The sequence below is a fragment of the Antarcticirhabdus aurantiaca genome (assembly GCF_009765365.1).
Classification (GTDB): Bacteria; Pseudomonadota; Alphaproteobacteria; order Rhizobiales; family Rhizobiaceae; genus Antarcticirhabdus; species Antarcticirhabdus aurantiaca.
This window is the reverse complement of the sequence record NZ_VTOM01000039.1, coordinates 1-24,463: the sequence shown is the minus strand read 5'-3', so window position 1 is coordinate 24,463 and position 24,463 is coordinate 1. Positions and strand designations below refer to the sequence as shown.

The window sequence follows — 24,463 nt, the reverse complement described above, 5'->3', positions numbered from 1 at the left end:
CCGCAGGGCCATCATCGGGTCGGTCATCGGTGGTCTCTCGGTTCGGGGTTGGCTGTCGCAACCCGATCCTAACCGGCAACCGCCGATGACCGCCTCTCAGCTACACCACCACCTGGGACACGACCCACCCGAAGATGCATCGTCGATATTCGATAGCTACGCGAGCGATGCTATCGTCACGCGGCATTTGGGCTGGCGACCGCATGAGGCACTTCGCGATACGAAGAGTTTCGTCGAGAGCGCCGCACGAGAATGGGAGACTGGTCGCGGTTTCCCATTGGTCGTGTTCACGCGCACCGGCCCGGATGACCTGATCGGCATGTTCCATCCCCATGTTAGGCCTGGCCGGGTCAACTACGGCTACGTTCTAGCTCGCCACGCTTGGGGAAACGGGTGCGCCACCGAGATCCTGACCTGGCTGGTCGATCATGCCTTGGCTCATCCGGCAATCTTTCGTGCGGAAGCCTTTTGCGACGTCGACAACCTCGCTTCGGCTCGGGTTATGCAGAAGGCAGGCATGACCAAGGAGGGCGTTCTGCGCAGATACTTCGTCCACCCGAACGTCTCGGAACATCCGCGAGACTGCGTCATGTATGCTCGGGTCCGGTAGGAACTGGAAGCAGACATTCGCGAGCCACGGAGCGGATGTCCAATGCTGGCTATAGCAGGTGATCAGGTCCACCTCGCGGAGTATGGCTGCGTATCGAGGTGGAGAACGCCTCCAACGATTTTGTGGATTGAGAAAACCGATGATGCGGGAGTGGCTGGAAGCAGGCTCACCCCTCGTCCGGCACGTAGCGTTCCCAGCCGCGCGGAGCCAGGTGTTCCTGGGGCTGGAAGCGGATCTTGTAGCCCATCTTGCGGGAGCCGCGGACCCAGTAGCCGAGGTAGAGGTAGGGCAGGCCCAGGGAGCGGGCGCGCTCGATGTGGTCGAGGATCATGAAGGTGCCGAGACTCCGCTCGGGCTCGGAGGGCTCGAAGAAGGAGTAGACCATCGACAGCCCGTCGCCCATGACGTCGGTCAGCGCGACGGCCATGAGGTCGCGGTCGCCGCGCGGCGTGATCGCCGAGTCGGGGCCCTTGCGGCGGTACTCGATGACGCGGGTGTCGACCTGGCTCTCCTCCACCATCATCGCGTAGTCGAGGACGCTCATCTCCGACATGCCGCCGTGGACGTGACGGGCGTCGAGGTAGCGGCGGAAGAGGCTGTACTGCTCGGAGGTGGATTGCGCCGGCATCATGCGGCCGACGAGGTCGCGATTGTTACGGGCGACGCGCTGCATCGACTTCGTCGGCTCGAACTCGTCGACGAGGATGCGCACCGAGACGCAGGCACGGCAGCGCTCGCAGGCCGGCCGATAGGCGATGTTCTGCGAGCGGCGAAAGCCGCCCTGCGTCAGGAGGTCGAGAAGGTCCGGGGCACGGCCGCCGAGGAGGTGCGTGAACACCTTCCGCTCGAGCTGGCCCGGCAGATAGGGGCAGGCGGACGGCGCTGTGAGGAAGAACTGCGGCGTCGAAGGATGCACAGTCATGGCGCGACCGCTCCGCCCCCTCTGATCATGGAGATGCCTTGCCCTGAAATGAGGGCAAAGCCGCGCCCCTGGCAAGGGCGCGGCGACACCGTGACGCCGGGATAAGGCCCGTCAGACGCGGTCGCGCACAACGGCCGTGCCGAGAAGGACGTCGTGGAGAAGCTGCTTGCGCCGCGTCATCAGCCCGACCACCAGAACGAGGGGCGTGAGGACCGTGACGGAGGCCCAGAACAAAACGCCGTGGAGAACGGCGAGCACCGGATCCATCGCCGCGCCGTCGAGCCGCTCGACCTTGATGCCCGCGAGGCGCATGCCCGGCGTCGCCTGGCGCCGGCTGCCCATGGTGAAGCCGACGTAGAGGATCGCGATGGCCGGCACGAGGATAGCGTAGAGCCCCCAGCCGAGGCCGAAGGTGAGAAGGCCGAGAACCGCGACGACGATCGCTGCCGGGATCGTCAGGAGCGCGACGATGGCATAGTCGACGAGAAAGGACATGATGCGCCGGGTGCGCACGCCGTCGTAGAGGCGCGGCGCGTCGAGAGCGTCCACGGTCCGCTTGTTAATCGTGCCAGCGAAAGGTCCGCCGTTCATCGTGCTTCGAACTCCTCGGTCGACGGCGAAAGGTCGCCGCCGCCACGAAGATGGTGAGCCGTCTCCCGGCCTGCAATGAGCGGTCGCTCAGCGGCCCTGGCAGGCCCGCGCCGCCCGCGGGGAGAAGTAGGACAGGACGCCCGCCGCACCGGCGCGCTTGAAGGCGGAGAGGCTTTCCATCATCGCCCGACCGCCGTCGAGCCAGCCGTTGCCGACGGCGGCCATGATCATCGCGTACTCGCCGGAGGTCTGGTAGGCGAAGGTCGGCACGCCCAGCTCGCGCGACAGGCGCGAGACGATGTCGAGATAGAAGGTGCCGGGCTTGACCATGATGAGGTCGGCGCCCTCGTCGAGATCCTGGCTTGCCTCGCGCACGGCCTCTTCCGAATTGCCGTAGTCCATCTGGTAGGTGCGCTTGTCGCCCTTCAGGAGAGCGTTGGAGCCGACCGCGTCGCGAAAAGGTGCGTAGAAGGCCGAGGCGTACTTCGCGGCGTAGGACATGATCAGCGTGTCGCGGAAGCCTTCGGCGTCCAGCGCCTCGCGGATCATCGCGACGCGCCCGTCCATCATGTCGGACGGGCCGATGATGTCGCAGCCGGCCTGCGCCTGGACGACGGCCTGTCGGCAGAGAAGCTCGACGGTCGCGTCGTTGAGGATGCGGCTCCCTTCCATGACGCCGTCGTGGCCGTGGCTCGTGTATGGGTCGAGCGCCACGTCGCAGAGGATGCCGACCTCGGGAACGGCCTCCTTGATGGCGCGCGAGGCGCGGCAGACGAGGTTGCCGGCGTTCAGCGCCTCGGAACCCGACAGGTCGCGCATCTCCGCCTGCGTATAGGGAAAAAGGGCGAGAACCGGGATGCCGAGGTCGCGCGCCTCGCGCGCCGCCTCCACGCATCCCTCGACGGACAGACGCGAAACGCCGGGCATCGAGGCGACGGGTTCGGGCGCGCCGGAACCCTCGCGCACGAAGATCGGCCAGATGAGGTCGGCGGGCGAGAGCTGCGTCTCGCGCACGAGGCGGCGGGTCCAGTCGTGCTGGCGCAGGCGGCGGAAACGCCGGCCGCCCGTCGCCGCGTCGATGCGGGCGGAGGTGGCGGGGTCGGCGCGGAAGCGTTCGGTCATCGTGGAAACACCGGATGCGGAAGTTGGGGATCCTGGCCGTTCGGCTACGCCCATCGCGCGGGCCCTGCAAGATTGACGTCGATTCTGACGGCGATAAGAACCATGTCGCGATGAAGGAGTGCGCCGCCATGACGGACGAGGGCCGATGAGCGAGCGCGGCGGGCAGGCCACGCGCCTGGAGCGAATCGACAGGGCGCGGGCCTGGATCCTGCGGCTCGGCGCCGTCTTCCTGTTCGTGCTGACGCTGGAACAGTGGATCCGCCTCGTCGGCGTGACGGACGGGCCGCTCGGCCGATTCGACCTGATGCCGGTCGGCTGGCGCGTCGCCTCGGCGACGCTCGCGGTTCTGTATCCCGTGGCCGGCATCGGGCTCTGGCTGCTGGCGCCCTGGGGCACCGTGGTCTGGTTTCTCGTCGCCGCGACGCTGGCCGTGATGAGCTTCGGCTTTCCCGGGACCTTCGGCACCGACATTCTCGGCCTCGCGCCCCACGTCGCCTGCCTCCTGGTGCTCGCCGGGCTCAGGATCGCCCGGCACCGCGCGTCCCGGCCCGTCCACGGCGAGCGGCGAAACACGTCTCATTAAGCTCAAATTGCGGGAGGGCGAGGTAAGGCGCTCTTAAGGCTGTGATTTAAGTCGACTTTTAGATGCGGCACGTAATGTGGGTCACAAGGCGGGATCGAAAGAGAACAACCGCCAAAAGCAACAGCGGAGCCGATACTCATGAACGCCCAGGTCAAGCGCGAGCCGACTGCCGTAGAGCCGAAGTCGGAACTGAAGGCCCTCTATCTCGAAACCCTGCAGCTGGTCGAGCGCCTGCACCGCCGCCTGCTCGACGTCATCAAGGACGAGTTCGACCGGGCCGGCCGCACCGACATCAACGCCGTGCAGGCGCTGCTGCTCTTCAACATCGGCGACGCGACGCTGACGGCCGGCGAGCTGCGCTCGCGGGGCTTCTACCTGGGCTCGAACGTCTCCTACAATCTGAAGAAGCTCGTCGAGCTCGGCTTCATCGACCACCAGAAGTCCCGCGTCGACCGCCGCGCGGTGCGCGTCTCGCTGACCGCCACCGGCCAGCAGGTGGCCGCGATGGTCGCCGAGCTCTACGACCGCCACATCGGCTCGATCGACAAGGTGGGCGGCCTCGACGAGCAGGAGTTCCAGAAGATGAACCGCTCGATGCAGCGCCTCGACCGCTTCTGGAACGACTCGATCGCCTACCGCCTCTGAGCCTTCTCCGCCCGGGCGGTCGTCCTCCCCGCCTGATCTCGCCGCGCCGGTCCTCCAGCCGGTGGCGTCGGCCACAAAGCCCGGTCCGCCGCCTCTTCGGCGCGCCGGGCTTTCGGCGTGGCGGGCCACGCTGAGGCCATATTGGTCTGCCCTGGAGAACCCTTCCAGACGATGCGGGCAGGCGATGCCCGCCGCGACGCGCGGCCCGTTCAGCGGGTGTTCACCCTGTTTCGGCAGGGTTCGCGCCGCCGCCCGAGAGTTCTGAGGGGAACGAGACGATGACGCATCCGGTCAAAGCCGCCACGGGCGCCAAGCTGTCGCGCCGCGCCTTCGTGACGGGAGTCGCCGCCGCGGCGGTGCTGCCGGGCGTCGCGAGCGCCCAGGACGCGGCGCTGGACGAGCTCCTGTCGGCGCCGGGGCGCGGCAACTGGAACGACCAGTTCGACGCGGGCCTGAGCGGCGTCGCCAAGGTGGCGACCGCGCAGCCCGTCTTCTCGCAGAACACCGTCGCCGCGCTCGCGCAGGCGATCGAGACGCATCGCGGCATCGTCCAGATGGGCGGCTGGCCGGCGGTGCCGCAGGACAAGGTTCTGAAGATCGGCCTGCAGTCGGGCGCGGTGCCCTATCTGCGCCAGCGCCTCGCAGTCTCGGGCGACCTGCCGCAGTCGGCGGCCAACAACAGCCCGGCCTTCGATTCCTACGTCGACGCGGGCGTCAAGCGCTTCCAGGAGCGGCATGGCCTGCCGGCCGACGGTGTCGTCGCGGAATACACCTTCAAGGCGCTGAACGTGCCGGCGGACCTGCGCTTCGGCCAGCTGCAGACCAACCTTCAGCGCTTCCAGGCGATGACGGAGGGCTTTCCGGCGCGCTTCGTGATGGTCAACGTGCCCGCGGCCGCGATCGAGGCGGTGGAGGACGGCCGCGTCGCGCAGCGCCACACGGCGATCGTCGGCAAGGTGGACCGGCAGACGCCGATCCTGAACTCCGCGATCACCAACCTCAACCTCAATCCGTACTGGCACGCACCGGCGTCGATCGTCCAGAAGGACATCATCCCGATGGTGCGCAAGGACCCGCAGTACCTCGCCAAGAGCAACATCCACATCTTCAACGGCCAGGGCCGCGAGGTGCCGCCGGAGATGATCGACTGGAACTCGGACGAGGCGGTCAAGTACCTGTTCCGCCAGGAGCCGGGCAAGAACAACGCCATGAGCTCGGTGAAGATCAACTTCCCGAACCCGCATGCCGTCTACATGCACGACACGCCGCAGCAGGGCCTGTTCTCCAAGCTCATGCGCTTCGATTCGTCGGGCTGCGTGCGCGTCCAGAACGTGCGCGACCTCATCGTCTGGCTCGCCAAGTACGAGCAGGGCTGGGACCGGCAGGCGATCGAGAGCGTCATCGCCTCGCGTCAGCGCAAGGACATCGACCTCCAGAACCCGGTGCCGGTGTTCTTCACCTACATCACGGCCTGGGCGAGCGACCCGGCAACCGTCCAGTTCCGCGACGACATCTACCACCGCGACGGAGCGGCGGCGCTGGCGAGCGGCGACCTGACCGCGCAGGCCTATGCGCCGGGGCAGGTCAACCCCTACGCGCAAGGGGACAACAGCCAGACCTTCTGAGCCGGGCGAGCGACGCGCGACGTCGCGGCCGGCGGCGGCGCCTTGGTTTCGCGCGTGGCATCGTGTTAAGGGCCGGGTCGGACGATCCGGCCCTTTCTCTTTCATCCGCGGGCCGCAGACGGGAGCCACGCCATGAGCCAAGCCATCCGATCCGAAATGGGCGACAGCTTCGAGGCCTTCTTCAACGAAGGCATCGCGACGCGGGATCCCGAGCTGTTCGGCGCGATGAAGTCGGAGCTGAACCGGCAGAGCCACGAGATCGAGCTGATCGCCTCCGAGAACATCGTCTCGCGCGCCGTCCTCGAAGCGCAGGGCTCGGTGCTGACGAACAAGTATGCCGAAGGCTATCCCGGCAAGCGCTATTACGGCGGCTGCCAGTACGTCGACATCGTCGAGGACCTCGCCATCGAGCGGGTCAAGACGCTGTTCGGCTGCGGCTTCGCCAACGTCCAACCGAACTCCGGCAGCCAGGCGAACCAGGCGGTGCTCCTGGCGCTCGCCAAGCCCGGCGACACCATCCTCGGCATGAGCCTCGACGCGGGCGGCCACCTGACCCACGGCGCCAAGCCCAACCTCTCGGGCAAGTGGTTCAACGCCGTGCAGTACGGCCTCGACCTTTCGACCGGCCTCCTCGACTACGACGCGATGGAGCGGCTCGCCAACGAGCACAAGCCCCGCATCATCGTCGCGGGCGGCTCGGCCTACAGCCGCGTCATCGACTTCGCGCGCTTCCGCGCGGTGGCGGACGCGGTCGGCGCGCATCTCTGGGTGGACATGGCGCACTTCGCCGGCCTCGTCGCGGGCGGCCAGCATCCGAGCCCGTTACCGCACGCCCACGTCGTCACCTCCACGACGCACAAGACGCTGCGGGGCCCGCGCGGCGGCCTCGTCCTGACGAACGACGAGGATATCGCCAAGAAGATCAACTCGGCCGTCTTCCCCGGCCTCCAGGGCGGCCCGCTGATGCACGTCATCGCCGGCAAGGCGGTGGCCTTCGGGGAGGCGCTGCAGCCCTCCTACCGCTCCTACATCAAGGCCGTGGCGGAGAACGCCAAGGTCCTGGCCGAGACGGTTCGCGAGGGCGGCTTCGACATCGTGTCGGGCGGCACCGACACGCACCTGATGCTCGTCGACCTGCGCCCGAAGAACCTGACGGGCAAGGACTCGGAGAACGCGCTCGGCCGCGCCAACATCACCTGCAACAAGAACGGCGTGCCGAACGACCCGCAGAAGCCGACGATCACCTCGGGCGTTCGTCTCGGCACGCCGGCGGCGACCTCGCGCGGCTTCGGCGCGCAGGAGTTCCGCGAGGTCGGCCGGCTCATCGTCGAGGTGCTGGACGGGCTGAAGGCGGCGAACTCGGCCGAGGGCAATGCCCGCGTCGAGGCGAGCGTGAAGGAGCGCGTGATCGCGCTGACCGACCGCTTCCCGATCTACCCGAACCTCGGCTGATCGGAACGGGACGGCGAGCCGCATGAGGTGCCCTTACTGCGGCTCGCAGGACAGCCAGGTGAAGGATTCGCGCCCCGTCGAGGACGGGGCGTCGATCCGGCGCCGCCGCGCCTGCCCCGACTGCGGCGGCCGCTTCACGACCTATGAGCGCGTGCAGCTGCGCGACCTGATGGTGAGGAAGCGCAGCGGGCGCGTCGTCGCCTTCGAGCGCGACAAGCTGGCGCGATCCGTTTCCGTCGCCCTGCGCAAGCGGCCGATTGAGCCGGAGCGGGTGGAGCGGCTGATCTCCGGCGTCGTCCGGCGGCTGGAGCAGAGCGGCGAGCCGGAAATCTCCACGGAAACCATCGGCCTGACGGTCATGGACGCGCTGAAGCAGCTCGACGACGTCGCCTATGTCCGCTTCGCCTCGGTTTATCGCGACTTCGGAGCGGCCAAGGACTTCACCGACGTCGTGAACGAGCTGGCGCGCGGCGCCGAGACCGCGGAAAACGACGAGGATCCGGCGTGAGCGGGGCGGCGAGCGAGCTCGACCGCCGCTTCATGGCGGCGGCGATACGCTATTCCGAGCGCCATGTCGGGCTGACCGCGACGAACCCTTCCGTCGCGACGCTGCTCGTGCGGGACGGCCGGGTCGTCGGGCGCGGCGTCACCGCACGGGGCGGGCGGCCGCATGCCGAGCGCGTCGCGGTGGACGAGGCGGGGGAGGCGGCGCGCGGCGCGACGGCCTACGTGACGCTGGAGCCCTGCGCCCATCACGGACGCACGCCACCGTGCGCCGACGGGCTGGTCGCCGCGGGCGTCGCGCGCGTCGTCTCGGCAGCCGCCGATCCCGACCCGCGTGTCGACGGCAAGGGCCACGCGATCCTGCGCGCCGGCGGGCTGACGGTGTTGCCGCGCGTCATGGCGGCGGAGGCAGGCGAGCCGCTCTCCGGCTATCTCACGCGCCACGCGAGGAAGCGGCCGGAAGTGATTCTGAAGATCGCGGTTTCCCGCGACGGCATGATCGGCGTCGAGGGCAGGGGGCAGGTGGCCATCACCGGCACCATCGCCAATCGGCAGACGCATCTCCTGCGGTCGCGCGTCGAGGCGATCATGATCGGTGCGGGCACGCTGCGCGAGGACGACCCGATGCTGACCTGCCGGCTGCCGGGGCTGGAGAGCCGCTCGCCGCTGCGCATCGTGCTCGACCCGGACCTTTGCGTGCCGCAAGACGCGCAGCTCGTCGCAACGGCCGGCAAGCCGGCGCGCACGCTTCTCGTCCACGCGCCGAACGCGCCGGAGACTAGGCGCCGCGCGCTTCTGGAGGCCGGATGCGAGCTGCAGCCGGCCGAGCGCGATCCCGAAGGCACGGGCCTCGCGCTGCCGGAAATCCTGGAGGATCTGGCGGCTACGGGCCTGTCTTCGATCCTCGTGGAAGGCGGCTCGCGCATCGCGCGAAGCTTCCTCCACAACGATCTCGTGGATCGCCTGATTCTGGTCTCGTCGCCGGTCGAGATCGGTGCCGACGGGGTGCCCGCGGCGATCACGCCGGCCGAGGCGCGCTCGCAATTCGCCCTCTCCCGTCACTATGTCTTCGGCGCCGACCGCTGGGCGGAATATGTAAGAAGGAGCGCCTGATGTTCACGGGGATCGTCACCGATGTCGGCCGGATCGCCTCCGTCGAGGCGCTGGACGAGGGCCGGCGCTTCCGCGTCGAGACGGCCTACGATCCCGCCGGCATCGAGATCGGCGCCTCCATCGCCTGCTCCGGCGTCTGCCTGACGGTGACGCGGCTGCCCGATGCAGGCTCCAACGCCCGCTGGTTCGAGGTGGAGGCCTGGGAGGAGGCGCTGCGGCTGACGACGGCCGGCAGGTGGGACGCGGGAACGCGGATCAACCTGGAGCGCTCGCTCAAGATCGGTGACGAGATCGGCGGCCACCTCGTTTCCGGCCACGTCGATGCGAAGGCCGCCATCGTCTCGCGCGAGGCGGAGGGCGAGGCGGTGCGCTTCCGCATCCGCGCCGGGCAAGGCGAGAAGCGCTTCATCGCGCAGAAGGGCTCGATCTGCCTCGACGGCACCTCGCTCACCGTCAATGCGGTCGACGACGATGTGTTCGACGTCCTGCTCATTCGCCATTCGCTCGCCGTCACCACATGGGGCGAGCGCGAGGCCGGCGACGAAGTGAACCTTGAGGTCGACCAGATCGCGCGCTATGCGGAGCGCTTGTTCGGTTCATCGCGCAGTTGACGAGGGGCGGCCCGCCGGGTCCTTCGCCCTCCCGGCCGCGCCGCGTGTCTTTTTGAGCTTCGCGGGGCGGCCTTTCGGCCGCGTTCCGCGTTCCGTCTACCTGTCCGAGGGTGATCCATGGCTTCCAAGCCCCACATTCTCGTCGTCGAAGCGCGCTTCTACGACCACATCGCCGACCTCCAGCTCCAGGGCGTCAAGGCGCGCCTGGAGGAGGCCGGCGCGACCTTCGACGTCGTCACCGTGCCCGGCGCGCTCGAAGTGCCGGCGGCGATCGGCTTCGCGCTGACCGCGGCCGAGGAGGGCGGCGAGGAGTATGACGGCTTCGTCGCGCTCGGCTGCGTCATCCGCGGCGAGACCTACCACTTCGACGTCGTGTCGAACGAATCCGCCCGCGCCCTCGTCAGCCTGTCGGTGGACGAGAACCTCGCCATCGGAAACGGCATCCTGACCGTCGAGAACGAGGCGCAGGCGCTCGACCGCGCCGACCCGGCCCGCAAGAACAAGGGCGGCGAGGCGGCGGAAGCGGCGCTGCGCATGATCGCGCTGCGCGACAAGCTGGGGGCGTGAGGGGCGTGGTCGACCGCAAACCCGCCGAAACGGCCGCCGCTCAAGGCGCCGCCCGTCCCAAGCAGGCCAACAAGCGGGGCGCCGCGCGCCTCGCGGCCGTCCAGGCGCTCTACCAGATGGACGTCGGCGGCACGCCGCTTCTCGAGACCGTCGCGGAATACGAGTCCTTCCGGCTCGGCCGCGAGATCGACGGCGAGACCTATCGCGACGCAGACGCCGCGTGGTTCCGCGACATCGTCTCGGGCGTGGTGCGCAAGCAGCGCGAGATCGACCCGGCCGTCCACCAGTCCCTGCCCGAGGACTGGCCGCTCTCGCGCCTCGACACGACGCTCAGGGCGATCCTGCGCGCCGGCACCTACGAGATCCTGACGCGTCCCGACGTGCCGGTGGCGGTGATCGTCACCGAATACATCGACGTCGCCCGCGCCTTCTACGCGGAAGAGGAGCCCCGGCTCGTCAACGCCGTGCTCGACCGAATCGCCCGCGAGCACCGCACCGACGTGTCGCCCCGCCCGGCTCGAAAGGACGGCTGAGGACTTCGGCCACCCCCAACAGCTTCGCTCCGTGCGCTTGACGCCCGCCTCCCGCCGCGCAAGTCTCGCCAGGCTCGGGGCGCGCGGCGCTCGACGGCGCCTCCGCGCCCCCGGCAGGGGATGAACGCGCTCCGGTTCAACGGAGCGGCGGTTGGGGGGAATGCATGCCGACAGTACTTCTCGTGGTGACGCTCTGCGGCGCCCTGTCGATCGCCTACGCGATCTGGGCGACGCAGTCGGTGCTCTCCGCAGACCAGGGTAGCCCACGCATGCGCGAGATCGCCGGGGCGATCCGCGAGGGCGCGCAGGCCTACCTGGCGCGCCAATATACCACCATCGCCCTCGTCGGCATCGTCGTCTTCGCCGCGACCTGGGCCCTTCTCTCGTCCCACGCCGCGGTGGGCTTCCTGATCGGCGCCGTCTTGTCGGGCATTGCCGGCTTCATCGGCATGAACGTCTCGGTGCGCGCCAACGTGCGCACCGCCCAGGCCGCCTCGCGCTCGCTCGGCCTCGGCCTCGGCATCGCCTTCAAGTCGGGCGCGATCACCGGCATGCTCGTCGCCGGCCTCGCGCTCCTCGGCGTCGCCGGCTACTTCTGGGTGCTGACGGGATCGCTCGGCTTCGCGCCCGGCGACCGCACCGTGATCGACGCGCTCGTCTCGCTCGGCTTCGGCGCCTCGCTGATTTCGATCTTCGCGCGGCTCGGCGGCGGCATCTTCACCAAGGGCGCGGATGTCGGCGGCGACCTCGTCGGCAAGGTCGAGGCGGGCATTCCCGAGGACGATCCGCGCAACCCGGCGACCATCGCCGACAATGTCGGCGACAATGTCGGCGACTGCGCCGGCATGGCGGCCGACCTCTTCGAGACCTACGCTGTGACCGTCGTCGCGACCATGGTTCTCGGCGCCATCTTCTTCGCCGGCCAAGCCGTCGTCCCGACGGTGATGACCTATCCGCTGGCGATCTGCGGCGCCTGCATCGTCACCTCGATCATCGGCACCTTCTTCGTGCGGCTCGGCGCCAACGGCTCGATCATGGGCGCGCTCTACAAGGGCCTCTGGGCGACGACGCTGCTCTCGGTCGTCGGCCTTGCCGCCGCGACCTGGGCGACCGTCGGCTTCGGCGACATCGGGCAGGCGGCGTCGGGGATCACCGTCAACGGCCTCAACCTCTTCGTCTGCGGCATCATCGGCCTCGCGGTCACGGGCCTCATCGTCTGGATCACCGAGTACTACACCGGCATCGGCTTCCGGCCGGTGCGGTCGATCAGCCAGGCCTCGGTGACCGGCCACGGCACCAACGTCATCCAGGGCCTCGCCGTCTCGCTCGAATCGACGGCGCTGCCCACCATCGTCATCGTCGGCGGCATCATCTCGACCTACTCGCTGGCCGGCCTCTACGGCACGGGCATCGCCGTGACGGCCATGCTCGGCGTCGCCGGCATGATCGTCGCGCTCGACGCCTTCGGCCCGGTGACGGACAATGCCGGCGGCATTGCCGAGATGGCGGGCCTGCCGTCGGACGTGCGCCGCTCGACCGACGCGCTCGACGCGGTCGGCAACACGACGAAGGCGGTGACCAAGGGCTATGCCATCGGCTCGGCGGGCCTCGGCGCGCTCGTTCTCTTCGCCGCCTACAACTACGACCTCCAATACTTCGTCGCGGAGGCCGAGGCGGGGCGGGGCTACGCGTATTTCCAGGGCGTCCAGCCGGACTTCGCGCTGACCAACCCCTACGTCGTCGTCGGCCTCCTGCTCGGCGGTCTCATCCCGTTCCTCTTCGGCGGCATGGCGATGACGGCAGTCGGGCGGGCCGGCGGCGCGGTGGTCGAGGAAGTGCGGCGGCAGTTCCGCGAGGACCCCGGCATCATGGCCGGCACGTCGCGGCCGAACTACGCGCGCGCCGTCGATCTCCTGACGCGGGCGGCGATCAAGGAGATGATCGTCCCCTCGCTGCTCCCGGTCCTCGCCCCCATCGTCGTCTACTTCGCGGTGCTCCTGATCGCCGGCAAGAGCGAGGCCTTCTCGGCGGTGGGCGCGATGCTGCTCGGCGTCATCGTCACCGGCCTCTTCGTCGCGATCTCCATGACCTCGGGCGGCGGCGCCTGGGACAACGCCAAGAAGAGCTTCGAGGACGGCTTCGTCGACGTCCACGGCGTGCGCCACCTCAAGGGTTCCGAGGCGCACAAGGCCTCGGTGACCGGCGACACGGTCGGCGATCCCTATAAGGACACGGCGGGCCCGGCCGTGAACCCCGCCATCAAGATCACCAACATCGTGGCGCTCCTGCTCCTGGCGGTGCTGGCGCACGGGTGAGTCGGGGGACGTCACAGTCCCGAACGCAGAAGGGCCCGCCGGATCGCTCCGGCGGGCCCTTTTCTGTGGTGCTGGAAGCCTTCGGCTCAGTGCCCGGGAACGCGGGACTGGGTCGGAAGGGCGCCGGTCGAGTCGGAGAAGATCTGGCCGAGGAAGGAGGCGTCCTGGCCGCCCGTCGGCGTCGTGCGCGAGATGAAGTCGAAGACGCGGCCGTTCTGGAGGCCGTAATTCGCGATGTTGGCGACGCGCCCGTCCTGGCCGAAATAGATCGCCAGCACCTTCTGGTCGACGAGCTGCGGATTCATGAAGGCGACGGGCCGCACGCGCTTCTGCGAGATGTAGTAGAACACCTCGTTGTTGAAGGTCGCGGTGGTCGAGGGCGAGCCCAGCGCCAGCAGCACCTGCTCGCGGCTGGAGCCGACCGGCACGAGGGCCAGGGTCTGCTCGTCGGCGACATAGCCCTGATTGTAGACCTCGGCCGTCGTGCAGCCGGTCAAGGGAAAGGCCGCGCCGAGGGCGGCCGTGGCGGCCAGAAGCTGGACGGAGCGCAGGCTACGGATCCGGATCACGCTGTTCGAACTCCCCCTCGGACCCTTCGATAACTGTTTCGCCGTCCTCCTGCCGCCCGATTGCGGCAGCGGCGTGGTCGGCGGCGCAGCACCGGCGATTCGTCGCCGGCTTCGCGGATCGAACCAGTTAAAGCAGGCTTGCACCTGTTGCAATCGAGCCGCCAGCGTGCGACCCGCCGGACGCCGGGATGGACGAGGCGGACGAAACCGATGTTCGAGCGATGGAAGCAGCGGCGGCGCAACCGGGAGATCGTCGACGCGCTCTACGCCGAGATCGTCGAGCGCGCCCGCCAGCCCCGCCTCTTCACCACGCTCGGAATCGCCGACACGGTCATGGGGCGGTTCGAGGCGCTGACGATCCACATGTTCCTGGCGCTGGCGCGGCTGAAGCGCGAGCCGGAGCTCGGCGGTCTCGCGCAGGAGCTCGTCGATCGCTTCGTGCTCGACCTCGACCATTCCATCCGCGAGCTCGGCGTCGGCGACCAGTCGGTGCCCAAGCGCATGAGAAAGCTCACCGGTATCTTCTACGAGCGCGTAGCGGCTTACGATCTCGCTCTCGAGACCCGCACGCGCACCGCCCTGGCGCAGGCGCTCGTCGGCCGCGCCCTCGCCTCGGACGAGGAGGATGCGGCGGCGCGCCTCGCCGCCTATATGCTGGAGGAAAACAGCCGCCTGGCCGATGTGCCGGCCGCGAACTTCCTCGCCGGCCGCTTCAGCGCGTGAGATGACCATGGTCGAACCCCATCAGATCCAGCATGCCATCCGCTTCGACGTTTCGGTGAGGACGCTTCCCGAAGCCGGCATGCCCGTGCGCTTCGAGGCCAACGAGAAGGAGCTCGCGGCGCTGACGCGACAGCTTGGCATCCAGGCCGTCCGCTCGCTCAAGGCCGACGTCCTCGTGAAGCGTTGGCGCGGCGAGGGCGTCAGGGTCACGGGCGAACTCGTCGCAGACGTGGTCCAGCAATGCGTCGTGACGCTCGACCCGCTCGACGAGACCGTGCGCGAGGAGATCGCCGCGACCTTCGTGCCGGACGGATCGAAGCTCGCCCGCGTCGAGAGCCCGCGCGACGACGCGCTGCACATCGATCCCGAGGGCGAGGACATTCCCGACACCTTCAACGGCGATCGGATCGACCTCGGTGCGCTGTTCTGCGAAACCACGGCGCTCGGGCTCGATCCCTATCCTCGATCGGCCGGCGCCGCGATGCCCGAGGACCTCGTCCTCCCGGCAGATGAGGAGGCGCGGGTCTCGCCCTTCGCCCGTCTTGCAACGCTTCGCCCGAAAAATGGCGAAGAGGGCTGACAAGCGATGACGGGGCGATTGTCAGTGGTCGGCGAAGCGATATGGTCGCGCCGCCTCGGCAGGGAGCGGCCACGCGTGCGCAACGGAACAGCAGGTCAGAGGGTTTGAGCACCTCAACCATCACCATTTCCATCGACGCCATGGGCGGCGACCACGGTCCGGCGGTGGTGCTGCCCGGCGCCGAGATCGCCGCGCAGCGGCATCCGGACGCGCGCTTCGTGCTCTATGGCGAGGAGGCGGCGGTGCTGCCCGTGCTGGAGGGGCTGCCGCGGCTGAAGGCCGTCTCGACCTTCCATCACTGCGACGTGTCGATCCGCATGGACGACAAGCCGAGCCAGGCGCTGCGCCAGGGCCGCTACCGCTCGTCCATGTGGCGCGCGATCGAGGCCGTGAAGCTCGGCGAGGCGAACGTCGCCGTTTCCGCCGGCAACACCGGCGCGCTGATGGCCATGGCGAAGTTCTGCCTGCGCACGATGGCGAGCGTCGAGCGCCCGGCGATCGCCGCCGTGTGGCCGACGCTGCGGGGCGAGAGCGTCGTTCTCGACGTCGGCGCGACGATCGGGGCCGACACCCAGCAGCTCGTCGACTTCTCCGTCATGGGCGGCGCCATGGCGCGGGCGCTGTTCGGCATCGAGCGGCCGACGGTCGGTCTCCTCAACATCGGCGTCGAGGAGGTGAAGGGGCAGGACGAGATCCGCGAGGCGGGCCGGCTCCTGCGCGAGCTGAACCTGCCGGGCATCACATATCACGGCTTCGTCGAGGGCGACGACCTCGGCCGCGGCACGGTGGACGTCGTCGTCACCGAAGGCTTCACCGGCAACATCGCCCTGAAGACGGCGGAAGGCACGGCGCGCCAGATCGCGAGCTACCTGCGCGCTGCCATGTCCCGCACGCTGATGGCCAAGATCGGCTATTTCTTCGCCAAGGGCGCCTTCGACCGGCTGCGCGACAAGATGGACCCGCGCAAGGTCAACGGCGGCGTCTTCCTCGGCCTCAACGGCATCGTCATCAAGAGCCACGGCGGCACCGACGCCGAGGGCATGGCGGCGGCGATCGACGTCGCCTACGCCATGGCCTCCAAGAATCTTCTCGAGCGAATCGAGGCGGACCTGCGCGCCTTCGGCTCCCGCACTTCTCCCGACGCGGCGCTCGAAGCGCCGGAAAGCAGCACGCCATGACACCCATCCTGCGCTCCGTCGTTCTCGGCACGGGCTCGATGCTGCCGGCTCGCGCAGTGCCCAATGCCGAGCTGGAAGGCGTCGTCGAGACCTCCGACGAGTGGATCCGCCAGCGCACCGGGATCGAGCAGCGCTATATCGCGGGCGAGGGTGAGACGACCGTCTCTCTGGCGGAAGGGGCCGCGCGCAACGCCCTGGCGGCAGCAAACCTGACGCCGGACGACATCGACCTCATCATTCTCGCCACGGCGACGCCCAACAACACCTTCCCGGCGTCCGCCGTGCAGGTGCAGGACCGGCTCGGCATCCGCCACGGCTTCGCCTTCGACGTGCAGGCCGTGTGCTCCGGCTTCGTCTACGCGCTGACCACCGCGGACCTCTACCTCAAGAGCGGTCAGGCGAAGCGCGCCCTGGTGATCGGCGCCGAAACCTTCTCGCGCATCCTCGACTGGACCGATCGCTCGACCTGCGTCCTCTTCGGCGACGGCGCCGCGGCGATCGTCCTGGAGGCGCGGCCGAGCGAGACGGACGACGCGAGCGCGCCCGGGATCATCGCGACCAAGCTGCGCTCGGACGGGGCGCACCAGAAGAAGCTCTACGTCGACGGCGGCCCGTCCTCGACCCGCTCGGTGGGCGTCCTCAAGATGGAGGGGCGCGAGGTCTTCAAGCACGCCGTCGGCATGATCACCGACGTCGTCGAGGCCGTGCTGGACGATGCCGGCATGAGCGCCGAATCGGTCGACTGGTTCGTGCCCCATCAGGCCAACAAGCGGATCATCGACGCGTCGGCCAAGAAGCTCGGCATCGCGCCGGAAAAGGTGGTGATCACCGTCGATTCTCACGGCAACACCTCCGCCGCCTCGATTCCCCTGGCGCTCGACTGCGCCGTGCGCGACGGGCGGATCCAGTCGGGCGACGCGGTTCTCCTGGAAGCCATGGGCGGCGGCTTCACCTGGGGCGCCGTTCTGCTGCGCTGGTAAGGTCAACGCCTTGATTCAGCGCCTAAAGTCGGTATTCTGACCAAAAGTTAACGAGACGGGACCGGGCGAGGGGATGCGCGCGGTTTCGTCGCGCCGAAGGGGCGGTCATGAGCGAAAAGACATTGACCCGCGCGGATCTCGCGGAGGCCGTCTTCCGCAAGATCGGGCTGTCGCGCACCGAATCGGCCTATCTCGTTGAGATGGTTCTCGGTGAGATCTGCTCGACCATCGCCAAGGGCGAGGCCGTGAAGATCTCCTCCTTCGGCTCCTTCCTCGTGCGCGAGAAGAACGAGCGCGTGGGCCGCAATCCGAAGACCGGCCAGGAAGTGCCGATCTCGCCGCGCCGCGTCGTGGTCTTCAAGCCGTCCAACGTCATGAAGGACCGGATCCTGGCTTCGCACAACGGCCGCCGTCCGGCCGACGTCGAGGTCGAGGCGCTCAAGGCGGCCGAGTAAACCCGGCGTCCCTGGATTGATCGCAGCATGACCGACAAGAGCGTCGACGCCTTTCGCACCATCAGCGAGGTGGCCGAGGATCTCGATCTGCCGCAGCACGTGCTGCGCTTCTGGGAAACGCGGTTCGGCCAGATCCGACCGATGAAGCGGGGCGGGGGGCGGCGCTATTATCGTCCGGACGACGTCGAGCTCCTCAAGGGCATCCGCTTCCTGCTCTACGTGAAGGGCTACACGATCAAGGGCGTCCAGCGCATCCTGCGCGAGAACGGCAACCGGTTCGTCATGGCCATCGGCGCCGGCGACACGACCGGGCTCGACACGATCAACCTGTCGCGCTCCAGCTCGGAGGCCGACGAGGTCGAGGACGTCGTCGCCGTGGAGCCCGACTTGGACGACGATCCGCTGCCCGCCTATCCGCCGAGCCCGCCCGGCGCGATCATCGACGATGCCGACCTCATCGCTCCGCCGCCCGTTGCCGCCGACCGCGGCCGCGGCTTCCCGCGCTTCCTGATGCGCGGCGACCGAAGCGAGGAGAGGGCGCCCGCCACTGGGCGCGGCGGCGACGGTGCGGGGCTTCCGCGCCAGTCGCGCGAGGTGCTTCAGCAGGTGATCGTCGATCTCCTGGAGTGCAAGCGCCTGCTCGACCAGGTTCGCTGAACGGATCGCCCGGAAACCAGCCTGTCGGGTGGTCTCATGATGCGAGGTCAGATCCGACTGAGCGATCGCTTGCATGCCCGTGGCCGGCGGACCGTCGCTTCCGGTTCTGCTCTTGCGCTTCCCTCCATACGGAAAGGGGCGCGGCCTTCGCCGCGCCCCTTCCTGGTGTCTCGATGCTGCTTCGGGGCGTCAGGCGCTGAGTCTGTCGAAGCCGGACGCCGAGCGGTCGGGTGCGGGTCGTCCCGCCGCGGCTCGGGAGCGATTCGGCTGAGGGGCGGACGGGCGCTGGCGGGGGGCCGCGTTGTCGGCCCTGATCTGCTCGGCTTCCTCGGCCAGCGCTTCGGCGCGTTCCCGGTCGGTGAGGCGGAAGAAGGCCGCCCGTTCCTCGAGGCGTCCGGCTTCGGCCGACAGGGCCTCGGCCGTGGCGGTCATCTCGTTGGCGGCGCCGGCATTGGCCTGCGTCACCTGATCGAGCTGCTGGATCGCCTCGTTGATCTGCTCGATGCCGACCGACTGCTCGCGGCAGGCTGCGGAAATCTCCGAGACCAGCTCCGCGGTGCGCTGGATGTTCGGCACGAGCTGCTCCAGCATGGCGCCGGCATTCTCCGAGTCCGACACGGTGCGCACCGAGAGTTCGCCGATCTCGGCCGCGGCGTGCTGCGAGCGCTCCGCGAGTTTGCGCACCTCGGAGGCGACCACCGCGAAGCCCTTGCCGTGTGAGCCGGCGCGGGCCGCCTCGATGGCGGCATTCAGCGCCAGGAGATCGGTCTGGCGAGCGATCTCCTGCACCACGGTGATCTTGTCGGCGATCGTGCGCATGGCTTCGACGGAGATGCTCACGGCCTCGCCGGTGCGGGCGGCGGCCAGTGCCGCCTGCTTGGCGATCGTCTCGGTCTGGGCGGCGTTGTCGGCGTTCTGGCGCACGTTGGCCGTCATCTCCTCCACCGCGGCGGAAGCCTTTTCGGAGGCCGAGGCCTGAGCGGTGGAGCCGGAGGCGAGCTGCTCGGCCGTATGGGCAGAGCGCCCGGAGCCGGTCGCCACCAGCGAGGAGGAGCGACGCACGCCCGCCACGATCTCCGACAGCTTGGCCGCCATTTCGGCCATCGTGCGCTGCAGGTCGCCGAGCTCGTCGCTGCCGGCGCTGATCTGCAGGTTCGTCAGATTGCCCGCGCCGATGGCTCTGGCGAGGGCCATGGATTGAGCGAGGCGCCGCGAGGTGCTGCGCGCGATCAGGAGGCCAAGCGCGGCGATCACGAGGATCAGCGGCAGCACGACGGCGGCCACCGACAGGATCTTGCCCCAGAACGTCGCCTCGATGTCGTCGACGTAGACGCCCGTTCCGACGATCCAGTCCCAGGGCGCGAAGGCCTGCGCGTAGCTGATCTTCGGGACGGGAAGGTCGCTGCCGGCGCGGGGGAAGTCGTAGGCGGTGTAGCCGCCGCCCGCCTTGGCCGTGCCGACGATCTCGCGGATGAAGGCGACGCCGTTGGCGTCCTTCAGATCCCAGCCCTTTTGTCCCTGCAGCTTGGGATGAACGAGGAACTCGCCCTTGGAGTTGATGACGAAGATGTAGTCGCCAGACCCGAAGCGGATCGATCCGACGATCTTGGCGGCCTCGGCGCGCATGGTCGCATCGTCGATGCGCCCCGCCTTCGCCTCGGCGTTGAGGGACTCGAGCACCGCGACGGCGCTTTCGACCTGCGCCTTCACGGCCACCTTCCGGTCGTCGACCATCTGATCGCGCATCGCGGACAGGGTCCAGCCGGCGACGCCGACGATCGAAACGGAAGCGAGGATCACGAAGGCGATCAGCTTCCTTGAAAAGGTCATCCGCATGGGGATCCTGTGGCGGGCTCGGCTTCGCACGCTCGTCGCGGCTTTTTCGGCCGGTCGGTGGCGCGGGGCGGGTGGAGAGGCGGCATGGGCGGAACGATCGCGGGCCGTCATCCGGGAAGCCGGCAGGATCGTCCGGAGATGAAAGCTGACGGTGCGCGCTTAACAGAGCGATAACGGGTGGTTGCGTCTGCAAGTTTCGCAAAAGAAAAGGGGAGGGCGCTCGGCCCTCCCCTTCTTGTCGTTGCTCTCGCTGGCCCGGTGCAATCAGAAGGGCGAGTCCGGATAGTAGAATTCGGCCGCGTTCTCCTGCGTCACCAGCGTCGCGTCGAGGACGTAGTTGCCGCGCACAGGGTTCTGGTCGAAGAGCCCGGCCGCGGTCAGGTCCATGGCGGTGGCGATCATCGCGGGCGGGTAGAGGACGTCCACCGGCACCATCTTGTCGCCGTCCTGGACGCGCTTGATCATGTCCTTCATGCCGGCGCCGCCGACGACGAACTGGATGTCGGAGCGGCCGGACTGCTCGATCGCCTCCAGGATGCCGACGACCATGTCGTCGTCCTGCGCCCAGACCGCGTCGATCTTGGGATACTTGGCGAGGTAGTCCTGCATGACCTTGAAGGCGTCGTCGCGCGACCAATTGCCGAACTGGCGGTCGAGGACGTTCAGCTTCGAGCCGGCGATGCCCTCGTCGAAGCCCTTCTGGCGCTCCTCGTCGATGACGATCGGCAGGCCGCGGATGATGACGATGTCGCCGCCCTCGGTCATGCGCTCCTTCATGTACTCGCCTGCATGCTTGCCGAGGCCGAAATTGTCGCCCGCGACGTAGAGATCCTGGATCGTCGGGTCCGAGAGCGCGCGGTCGACGACGGTGACGAAGACGCCGCTGTCCTTCACCTGGCGGATCGGATCGGTCAGCTCGTCGGAGTTGTGCGGCAGGGTAACGAGCGCGTCGATCCCTTGAGCCGTCAGGTCCTCCAGCGCGTTGGCCTGCGCGGCGCCGTCCGGCGAGGTCTTCACGACGATGTCGAGGCCGGGATAGCGCTCTTCCAGGAGCTTCGCCTCGCGCTCGGCGTGGTAGACGACGCCGCCCGTCCAGCCGTGGTCGGCGGCGGGGATCGAGACGGCCATGGTGAGCTGCTTCTGCTCCTGAGCCTGGGCGAAGCCGGCGGCCGAGGCCAGGGCGAGCGCCGCCAGGCCGATGACGATCTTCTTCATGATGCAATTCCTCCCGAGGAAACGGGGCCTTTCAGTTTCCCCGAACGGCCGGCCCCGCAGCCCCCGTCCGTTCGATGCCCCTACCTGCGGGCGAGCGAGCGCTGGATCAGCATCGCCACGATGATGATCGCGCCCTGGACCGCGCCGATGAGGTATTCGCTGACGAGGTCCGACAGGACCATGATGTTGCCGACGAGCTCCAGGATGAGCGCGCCGCAGATCGTGCCCCAGATCCGCCCGACGCCGCCGCGCAGCGCCGTGCCGCCGATGACGACGGCGGTGATCGCCTGGAGCTCCCAGAGGAGGCCCGTGGTCGCCGTGGCCGCGCCCAAACGCGGCACGTAGACGAGAACGGCGATGGCGACGCAAAGGCCCTGGATGACGTAGGTGATCGTCCGGACGCGGTCGACCTTGATGCCGGAATAGCGCGCCACGTCCTCGTTCGAGCCCACCGCCATCACGTGGCGGCCGAAGCGCGTGCGGTACAGGACGAAGGCGCCGATGGCGGCCACCGCCAGGATGACTAGAACGGGGATCGGCACGCCGAAGACGTCGCCGAAATAGACGGGCCGGTAGGCTGCGCGCAGGTCGCGCGAGGCCATCGCGATCGAGCCGCCCTCGGCGAGCCAGATGGTGAGCGCGCGATAGATGCCCATCGTGCCGAGCGTCACGATGAATGGCTCGATGCGCCCGACCGTGGTGATCAGCCCGTTGGCGAGGCCGCACAAAGCGCCGACGCCGAGCGCCAGCAGCATGGCCAGCGCGATCATCGGCACCCCGCCCTCGACCGGCGCCGCGTTGAGGAAGAGGATCATCGTGCCCGCGACGAAGGCCGCCATGGAGCCGACGGACAGGTCGAGCCCGCCCGCCGAGATGACGAAGGTCGCGCCGACCGCGATGACCGCGATGAAGGCCGAGCGCGTGATGACGTTCGTGAGGTTGTCGATCCCGAGGAAGTTCGGGTTCACGAGCGCGCCGAAGACGAGAAGCGCGGCGAGCGCGACGAAGGGCGCGACGGCTCGCAGGTCGATCTCCCGGCGCGGGGCGGGCGGGGTGGCGGATGTGGTGGCTGCGTCGCTCATGGGCCCGTTCCTTCGACCGCGAGCGCGGCCTCCTTCTCGCCGGCGCCCGTCGTCAGCATGACGATCTCGCGCTCGTTCATCGCCGCGCCGCTGACTTCGCCGGCGACGAGGCCTTCCCGCATGACGATGATGCGGTCGCACACTCCGATGAGCTCCGGCATCTCGGAGGAGATGACGATCACCGACTTGCCGTCGTCCGCGAGCTTGGCGACGAAGCGGTAGATCTGTTCCTTCGTGCCGATGTCGATGCCGCGCGTCGGCTCGTCGATGACGACGATGCGCGGATCGAGGAGCATCATCTTGGCGAGCAGGAGCTTCTGCTGGTTGCCGCCCGACAGCTGGCCGGCGAGGAGGTCGCGGCGCCGCGTGCGGATGTCGAAGTCGCGGATGGCGCCGGTCAGAGCCTCCTCCTCGCGTGCCGGGCTGAGCAGCGCGCCGCGGGTGAACCGGTCGAGGGCGGCCAATGTTAGGTTGGTGCGCAGATTCTGCTGGAGGAGCAGGCCCTTACCCTTGCGATCCTCGCTCAAGTAGACGATGCCGGCATCCATGCTGGCGCGCGCGTCCGAGAAGCGGACCGGCCGGCCGTCGAGGCGAACGCTGCCCTCCGCCGCGCGAAGGCCGAGGATGCCCTCGAGAAGCTCGGTGCGTCCCGCGCCCACGAGGCCGGCGAAGCCGAGAATTTCGCCCTTGCCGAGAGTGAACGAGGCGGAGCGGACATAGCCGGGCACCCGCATGGCCTCGACTTCGAGGATCGGCTTGCCGGCGGCGTGGGCCGCGCGGTCGGGGTAGAGCTTCGACACGTCGCGCCCGACCATCAGCCGCGCCATGTCGGCCGGCTGGAGATCGGCCGCTTCGTACGTCCCGACGAGGCGGCCATCGCGCAGCACCGTCACGCGGTCGGCGAGGAGCTTCACCTCGGGCAGGCGGTGCGAGATGTAGAGGACGCCGACACCGCGACGCCGGATGTCGTCAATGACCTTGAGGAGAGCCTCGGTCTCGTGCGGCGTCAGCGACGCCGTCGGCTCGTCGAAGATCACGATCCTGTGGGGCACGAGCAGGGCCCGCGCGATCTGAACGAGCTGGCGTTGGGCGATGGAGAGCGAGCCGACGACGGCCCGCGGATCGATCGCTGCGCCGAGGCCGTCCAGCGCTTCGCGCGCCGAGCGGTTCATCGCCTTGTCGTCGAGGGTGAGGCCGCGGCGGACCTCGCGCCCGAGATGGATGTTCTGGGCGACCGTCAGGTCGGGCGCGAGGAGAATCTCCTGGTGGACGAGGACGATGCCGCGGTGCTCGGCATCCACGGGACCCGCGAGCTTCACGGGCTCGCCGCCCAGCCTGATCGTGCCGGCGGTCGGCTGGAGATGGCCGGCGAGGATCTTCATCAGCGTCGACTTGCCGGCGCCGTTTTCGCCGATGATCGCCTGCACTTCGCCGGGCCGGAGGTCGAACCGGATGTCCTTCAGAACCTCGACGGGCCCGAAGGACTTCGCCAGTCCTTCGACCGCGATCACCGGAGCCGCGGCGGTTGCCGACCTGGCGGCGAGGGCGCTCACGTCCGCCCTCTCTCGCATCGAGGCGCGCGCGTGCCCTGTGGGTGGCGCGAAACCACGCGGCCGATCCACGTCCGGATCGTGCTCATTCTGCCGTTCCTCCCCGGCGGCTCGGGCGCTCCCACGCCACGCTGTCCCGCTGCGATGCAGCCTTGAGTTACGTAGCTCAAAAGCCTGACGCTAGGCAACCCGTCAGGTCCACTGATCACAACCTCGTCACGTGAATGGTAACCGCAGCCGGCACTGGTAATCGAAAGGGAAGCAGGAGGCGCGGAATACCATCTGCGCCACGCGCCTCAGGATCGCCGTCGGCGAACAGCTATTCGAACTGTGTCCAGGTATTTGCGTTGTTTGAGGATCGGATGGCGGTTTCGATGAAGCGCATGCCGTTAAGGCCGTCGGCGAGCGTCGGGAAGGTCACGGCCGGGTCGGGCGCGCGGTTCTC

At 68.7% G+C, this 24,463-nt stretch carries 25 protein-coding genes; 17 read left to right on the top strand and 8 right to left on the bottom strand.

Features of this window, described 5'->3' with window-relative positions; genetic code table 11:
• A partial coding sequence (locus FZN60_RS27780; protein WP_210253440.1) for a GNAT family N-acetyltransferase occupies positions 1-610 on the top strand: 610 nt, incomplete at its 5' end.
• Positions 611-776: 166 nt separating this feature from the next.
• Here FZN60_RS27780 and FZN60_RS27775 read toward each other — a convergent pair.
• The 3 genes from FZN60_RS27775 to hemB form a co-directional block, all read right to left on the bottom strand.
• A complete protein-coding gene (locus FZN60_RS27775) occupies positions 777-1,532 on the bottom strand; it encodes an arginyltransferase (protein WP_158877539.1) in 756 nt (251 codons plus the stop codon).
• 111 nt (positions 1,533-1,643) lie between these two features.
• Positions 1,644-2,096, bottom strand: a complete 453-nt coding sequence (locus FZN60_RS27770; protein ID WP_422570301.1) for an RDD family protein — start codon at positions 2,094-2,096, stop codon at positions 1,644-1,646.
• A 114-nt stretch (positions 2,097-2,210) separates the two neighbouring features.
• Positions 2,211-3,245: a porphobilinogen synthase gene (gene hemB, locus FZN60_RS27765; protein ID WP_158877535.1), complete on the bottom strand. Its 1,035-nt coding sequence runs from the start codon at positions 3,243-3,245 to the stop codon at positions 2,211-2,213.
• Positions 3,246-3,390: 145 nt separating this feature from the next.
• Between hemB and FZN60_RS27760 the strand changes: the two genes are divergently transcribed.
• From FZN60_RS27760 to FZN60_RS27715, 10 genes are all read left to right on the top strand, one after another.
• The gene (locus FZN60_RS27760) at positions 3,391-3,828 is read left to right on the top strand and encodes a DUF6163 family protein (protein ID WP_158877533.1); all 438 of its coding nucleotides are present in this window, start codon (positions 3,391-3,393) and stop codon (positions 3,826-3,828) included.
• A gap of 138 nt (positions 3,829-3,966) precedes the next feature.
• Positions 3,967-4,473, top strand: a complete 507-nt coding sequence (gene ldtR / locus FZN60_RS27755; protein ID WP_158877531.1) for a transcriptional regulator LdtR — start codon at positions 3,967-3,969, stop codon at positions 4,471-4,473.
• Positions 4,474-4,751: 278 nt separating this feature from the next.
• Positions 4,752-6,098 (top strand): L,D-transpeptidase family protein, encoded by a 1,347-nt coding sequence (locus FZN60_RS27750; RefSeq protein ID WP_158877529.1) that lies wholly within the window; start codon positions 4,752-4,754, stop codon positions 6,096-6,098.
• A gap of 132 nt (positions 6,099-6,230) precedes the next feature.
• A complete protein-coding gene (gene glyA / locus FZN60_RS27745) occupies positions 6,231-7,550 on the top strand; it encodes a serine hydroxymethyltransferase (protein ID WP_158877527.1) in 1,320 nt (439 codons plus the stop codon).
• A 22-nt stretch (positions 7,551-7,572) separates the two neighbouring features.
• Positions 7,573-8,058, top strand: coding sequence for a transcriptional regulator NrdR (gene nrdR, locus FZN60_RS27740; RefSeq protein ID WP_158877525.1), 486 nt, complete (start codon positions 7,573-7,575; stop codon positions 8,056-8,058).
• A gap of 32 nt (positions 8,059-8,090) precedes the next feature.
• Entirely contained in the window at positions 8,091-9,167 is a 1,077-nt protein-coding gene (gene ribD / locus FZN60_RS27735; protein WP_158877551.1) for a bifunctional diaminohydroxyphosphoribosylaminopyrimidine deaminase/5-amino-6-(5-phosphoribosylamino)uracil reductase RibD, read from the top strand.
• Positions 9,164-9,778: a riboflavin synthase gene (locus FZN60_RS27730; RefSeq protein ID WP_158877549.1), complete on the top strand. Its 615-nt coding sequence runs from the start codon at positions 9,164-9,166 to the stop codon at positions 9,776-9,778. The genes ribD and FZN60_RS27730 overlap by 4 nt, the downstream gene beginning before the upstream one ends.
• A 117-nt stretch (positions 9,779-9,895) precedes the next feature.
• A complete protein-coding gene (locus FZN60_RS27725; RefSeq protein WP_158877523.1) occupies positions 9,896-10,345 on the top strand; it encodes a 6,7-dimethyl-8-ribityllumazine synthase in 450 nt (149 codons plus the stop codon).
• Between the two features lie 5 nt (positions 10,346-10,350).
• Entirely contained in the window at positions 10,351-10,878 is a 528-nt protein-coding gene (gene nusB / locus FZN60_RS27720; RefSeq protein WP_158877547.1) for a transcription antitermination factor NusB, read from the top strand.
• A gap of 164 nt (positions 10,879-11,042) precedes the next feature.
• Positions 11,043-13,193: a sodium-translocating pyrophosphatase gene (locus tag FZN60_RS27715; RefSeq protein WP_158877521.1), complete on the top strand. Its 2,151-nt coding sequence runs from the start codon at positions 11,043-11,045 to the stop codon at positions 13,191-13,193.
• 86 nt (positions 13,194-13,279) lie between these two features.
• On the opposite strand, the gene FZN60_RS27710 is transcribed toward FZN60_RS27715, so the two are convergent.
• On the bottom strand, positions 13,280-13,762 hold the full coding sequence (locus FZN60_RS27710; RefSeq protein WP_422569885.1) for an outer membrane protein assembly factor BamE: 483 nt from the start codon (positions 13,760-13,762) through the stop codon (positions 13,280-13,282).
• Positions 13,763-13,972: 210 nt separating this feature from the next.
• Here FZN60_RS27710 and FZN60_RS27705 point away from each other — a divergent pair, with 210 nt between their 5' ends.
• The 6 genes from FZN60_RS27705 (at position 13,973) to FZN60_RS27680 (ending at position 18,335) form a co-directional block, all read left to right on the top strand.
• Entirely contained in the window at positions 13,973-14,485 is a 513-nt protein-coding gene (locus FZN60_RS27705; RefSeq protein ID WP_158877519.1) for a ubiquinol-cytochrome C chaperone family protein, read from the top strand.
• Between the two features lie 7 nt (positions 14,486-14,492).
• Complete coding sequence (locus FZN60_RS27700) at positions 14,493-15,065, top strand: YceD family protein (RefSeq protein ID WP_246727286.1); 573 nt, start codon at positions 14,493-14,495, stop codon at positions 15,063-15,065.
• A 140-nt stretch (positions 15,066-15,205) separates the two neighbouring features.
• Entirely contained in the window at positions 15,206-16,243 is a 1,038-nt protein-coding gene (gene plsX, locus FZN60_RS27695) for a phosphate acyltransferase PlsX (protein WP_246727296.1), read from the top strand.
• Positions 16,244-16,248: 5 nt separating this feature from the next.
• Entirely contained in the window at positions 16,249-17,223 is a 975-nt protein-coding gene (locus FZN60_RS27690; RefSeq protein ID WP_158877543.1) for a beta-ketoacyl-ACP synthase III, read from the top strand.
• Between the two features lie 107 nt (positions 17,224-17,330).
• Entirely contained in the window at positions 17,331-17,678 is a 348-nt protein-coding gene (locus tag FZN60_RS27685) for an integration host factor subunit alpha (protein WP_158877513.1), read from the top strand.
• Positions 17,679-17,705: 27 nt separating this feature from the next.
• Complete coding sequence (locus FZN60_RS27680; protein ID WP_158877511.1) at positions 17,706-18,335, top strand: MerR family transcriptional regulator; 630 nt, start codon at positions 17,706-17,708, stop codon at positions 18,333-18,335.
• 189 nt (positions 18,336-18,524) lie between these two features.
• Here FZN60_RS27680 and FZN60_RS27675 read toward each other — a convergent pair whose 3' ends face one another.
• From FZN60_RS27675 to FZN60_RS27660, 4 genes are all read right to left on the bottom strand, one after another.
• A complete protein-coding gene (locus FZN60_RS27675) occupies positions 18,525-20,165 on the bottom strand; it encodes a methyl-accepting chemotaxis protein (protein WP_158877509.1) in 1,641 nt (546 codons plus the stop codon).
• Between the two features lie 270 nt (positions 20,166-20,435).
• A complete protein-coding gene (locus FZN60_RS27670) occupies positions 20,436-21,386 on the bottom strand; it encodes a substrate-binding domain-containing protein (RefSeq protein ID WP_158877507.1) in 951 nt (316 codons plus the stop codon).
• A gap of 80 nt (positions 21,387-21,466) precedes the next feature.
• Positions 21,467-22,468 (bottom strand): ABC transporter permease, encoded by a 1,002-nt coding sequence (locus FZN60_RS27665; protein WP_158877505.1) that lies wholly within the window; start codon positions 22,466-22,468, stop codon positions 21,467-21,469.
• Positions 22,465-24,021, bottom strand: a complete 1,557-nt coding sequence (locus tag FZN60_RS27660; protein WP_246727285.1) for a sugar ABC transporter ATP-binding protein — start codon at positions 24,019-24,021, stop codon at positions 22,465-22,467. The genes FZN60_RS27665 and FZN60_RS27660 overlap by 4 nt, the downstream gene beginning before the upstream one ends.
• Positions 24,022-24,463: the final 442 nt, after the last annotated feature.

What these genes read in the sequence shown, in the direction of transcription:
- glyA (WP_158877527.1), top strand. Translation starts at nt 6,231, where the DNA reads ATGAGCCAAGCCATCCGATCCGAAATGGGCGACAGCTTCGAGGCCTTC.
- FZN60_RS27700 (WP_246727286.1), top strand. Translation starts at nt 14,493, where the DNA reads ATGGTCGAACCCCATCAGATCCAGCATGCCATCCGCTTCGACGTTTCG.
- nrdR (WP_158877525.1), top strand. Translation starts at nt 7,573, where the DNA reads ATGAGGTGCCCTTACTGCGGCTCGCAGGACAGCCAGGTGAAGGATTCG.
- FZN60_RS27705 (WP_158877519.1), top strand. Translation starts at nt 13,973, where the DNA reads ATGTTCGAGCGATGGAAGCAGCGGCGGCGCAACCGGGAGATCGTCGAC.
- ldtR (WP_158877531.1), top strand. Translation starts at nt 3,967, where the DNA reads ATGAACGCCCAGGTCAAGCGCGAGCCGACTGCCGTAGAGCCGAAGTCG.
- FZN60_RS27715 (WP_158877521.1), top strand. Translation starts at nt 11,043, where the DNA reads ATGCCGACAGTACTTCTCGTGGTGACGCTCTGCGGCGCCCTGTCGATC.
- FZN60_RS27760 (WP_158877533.1), top strand. Translation starts at nt 3,391, where the DNA reads ATGAGCGAGCGCGGCGGGCAGGCCACGCGCCTGGAGCGAATCGACAGG.
- FZN60_RS27685 (WP_158877513.1), top strand. Translation starts at nt 17,331, where the DNA reads ATGAGCGAAAAGACATTGACCCGCGCGGATCTCGCGGAGGCCGTCTTC.
- plsX (WP_246727296.1), top strand. Translation starts at nt 15,206, where the DNA reads ATGGGCGGCGACCACGGTCCGGCGGTGGTGCTGCCCGGCGCCGAGATC.
- FZN60_RS27675 (WP_158877509.1), bottom strand. Translation starts at nt 20,165, where the DNA reads ATGACCTTTTCAAGGAAGCTGATCGCCTTCGTGATCCTCGCTTCCGTT.
- FZN60_RS27665 (WP_158877505.1), bottom strand. Translation starts at nt 22,468, where the DNA reads ATGAGCGACGCAGCCACCACATCCGCCACCCCGCCCGCCCCGCGCCGG.
- FZN60_RS27680 (WP_158877511.1), top strand. Translation starts at nt 17,706, where the DNA reads ATGACCGACAAGAGCGTCGACGCCTTTCGCACCATCAGCGAGGTGGCC.
- hemB (WP_158877535.1), bottom strand. Translation starts at nt 3,245, where the DNA reads ATGACCGAACGCTTCCGCGCCGACCCCGCCACCTCCGCCCGCATCGAC.
- FZN60_RS27750 (WP_158877529.1), top strand. Translation starts at nt 4,752, where the DNA reads ATGACGCATCCGGTCAAAGCCGCCACGGGCGCCAAGCTGTCGCGCCGC.
- FZN60_RS27725 (WP_158877523.1), top strand. Translation starts at nt 9,896, where the DNA reads ATGGCTTCCAAGCCCCACATTCTCGTCGTCGAAGCGCGCTTCTACGAC.
- FZN60_RS27670 (WP_158877507.1), bottom strand. Translation starts at nt 21,386, where the DNA reads ATGAAGAAGATCGTCATCGGCCTGGCGGCGCTCGCCCTGGCCTCGGCC.
- ribD (WP_158877551.1), top strand. Translation starts at nt 8,091, where the DNA reads ATGGCGGCGGCGATACGCTATTCCGAGCGCCATGTCGGGCTGACCGCG.
- FZN60_RS27775 (WP_158877539.1), bottom strand. Translation starts at nt 1,532, where the DNA reads ATGACTGTGCATCCTTCGACGCCGCAGTTCTTCCTCACAGCGCCGTCC.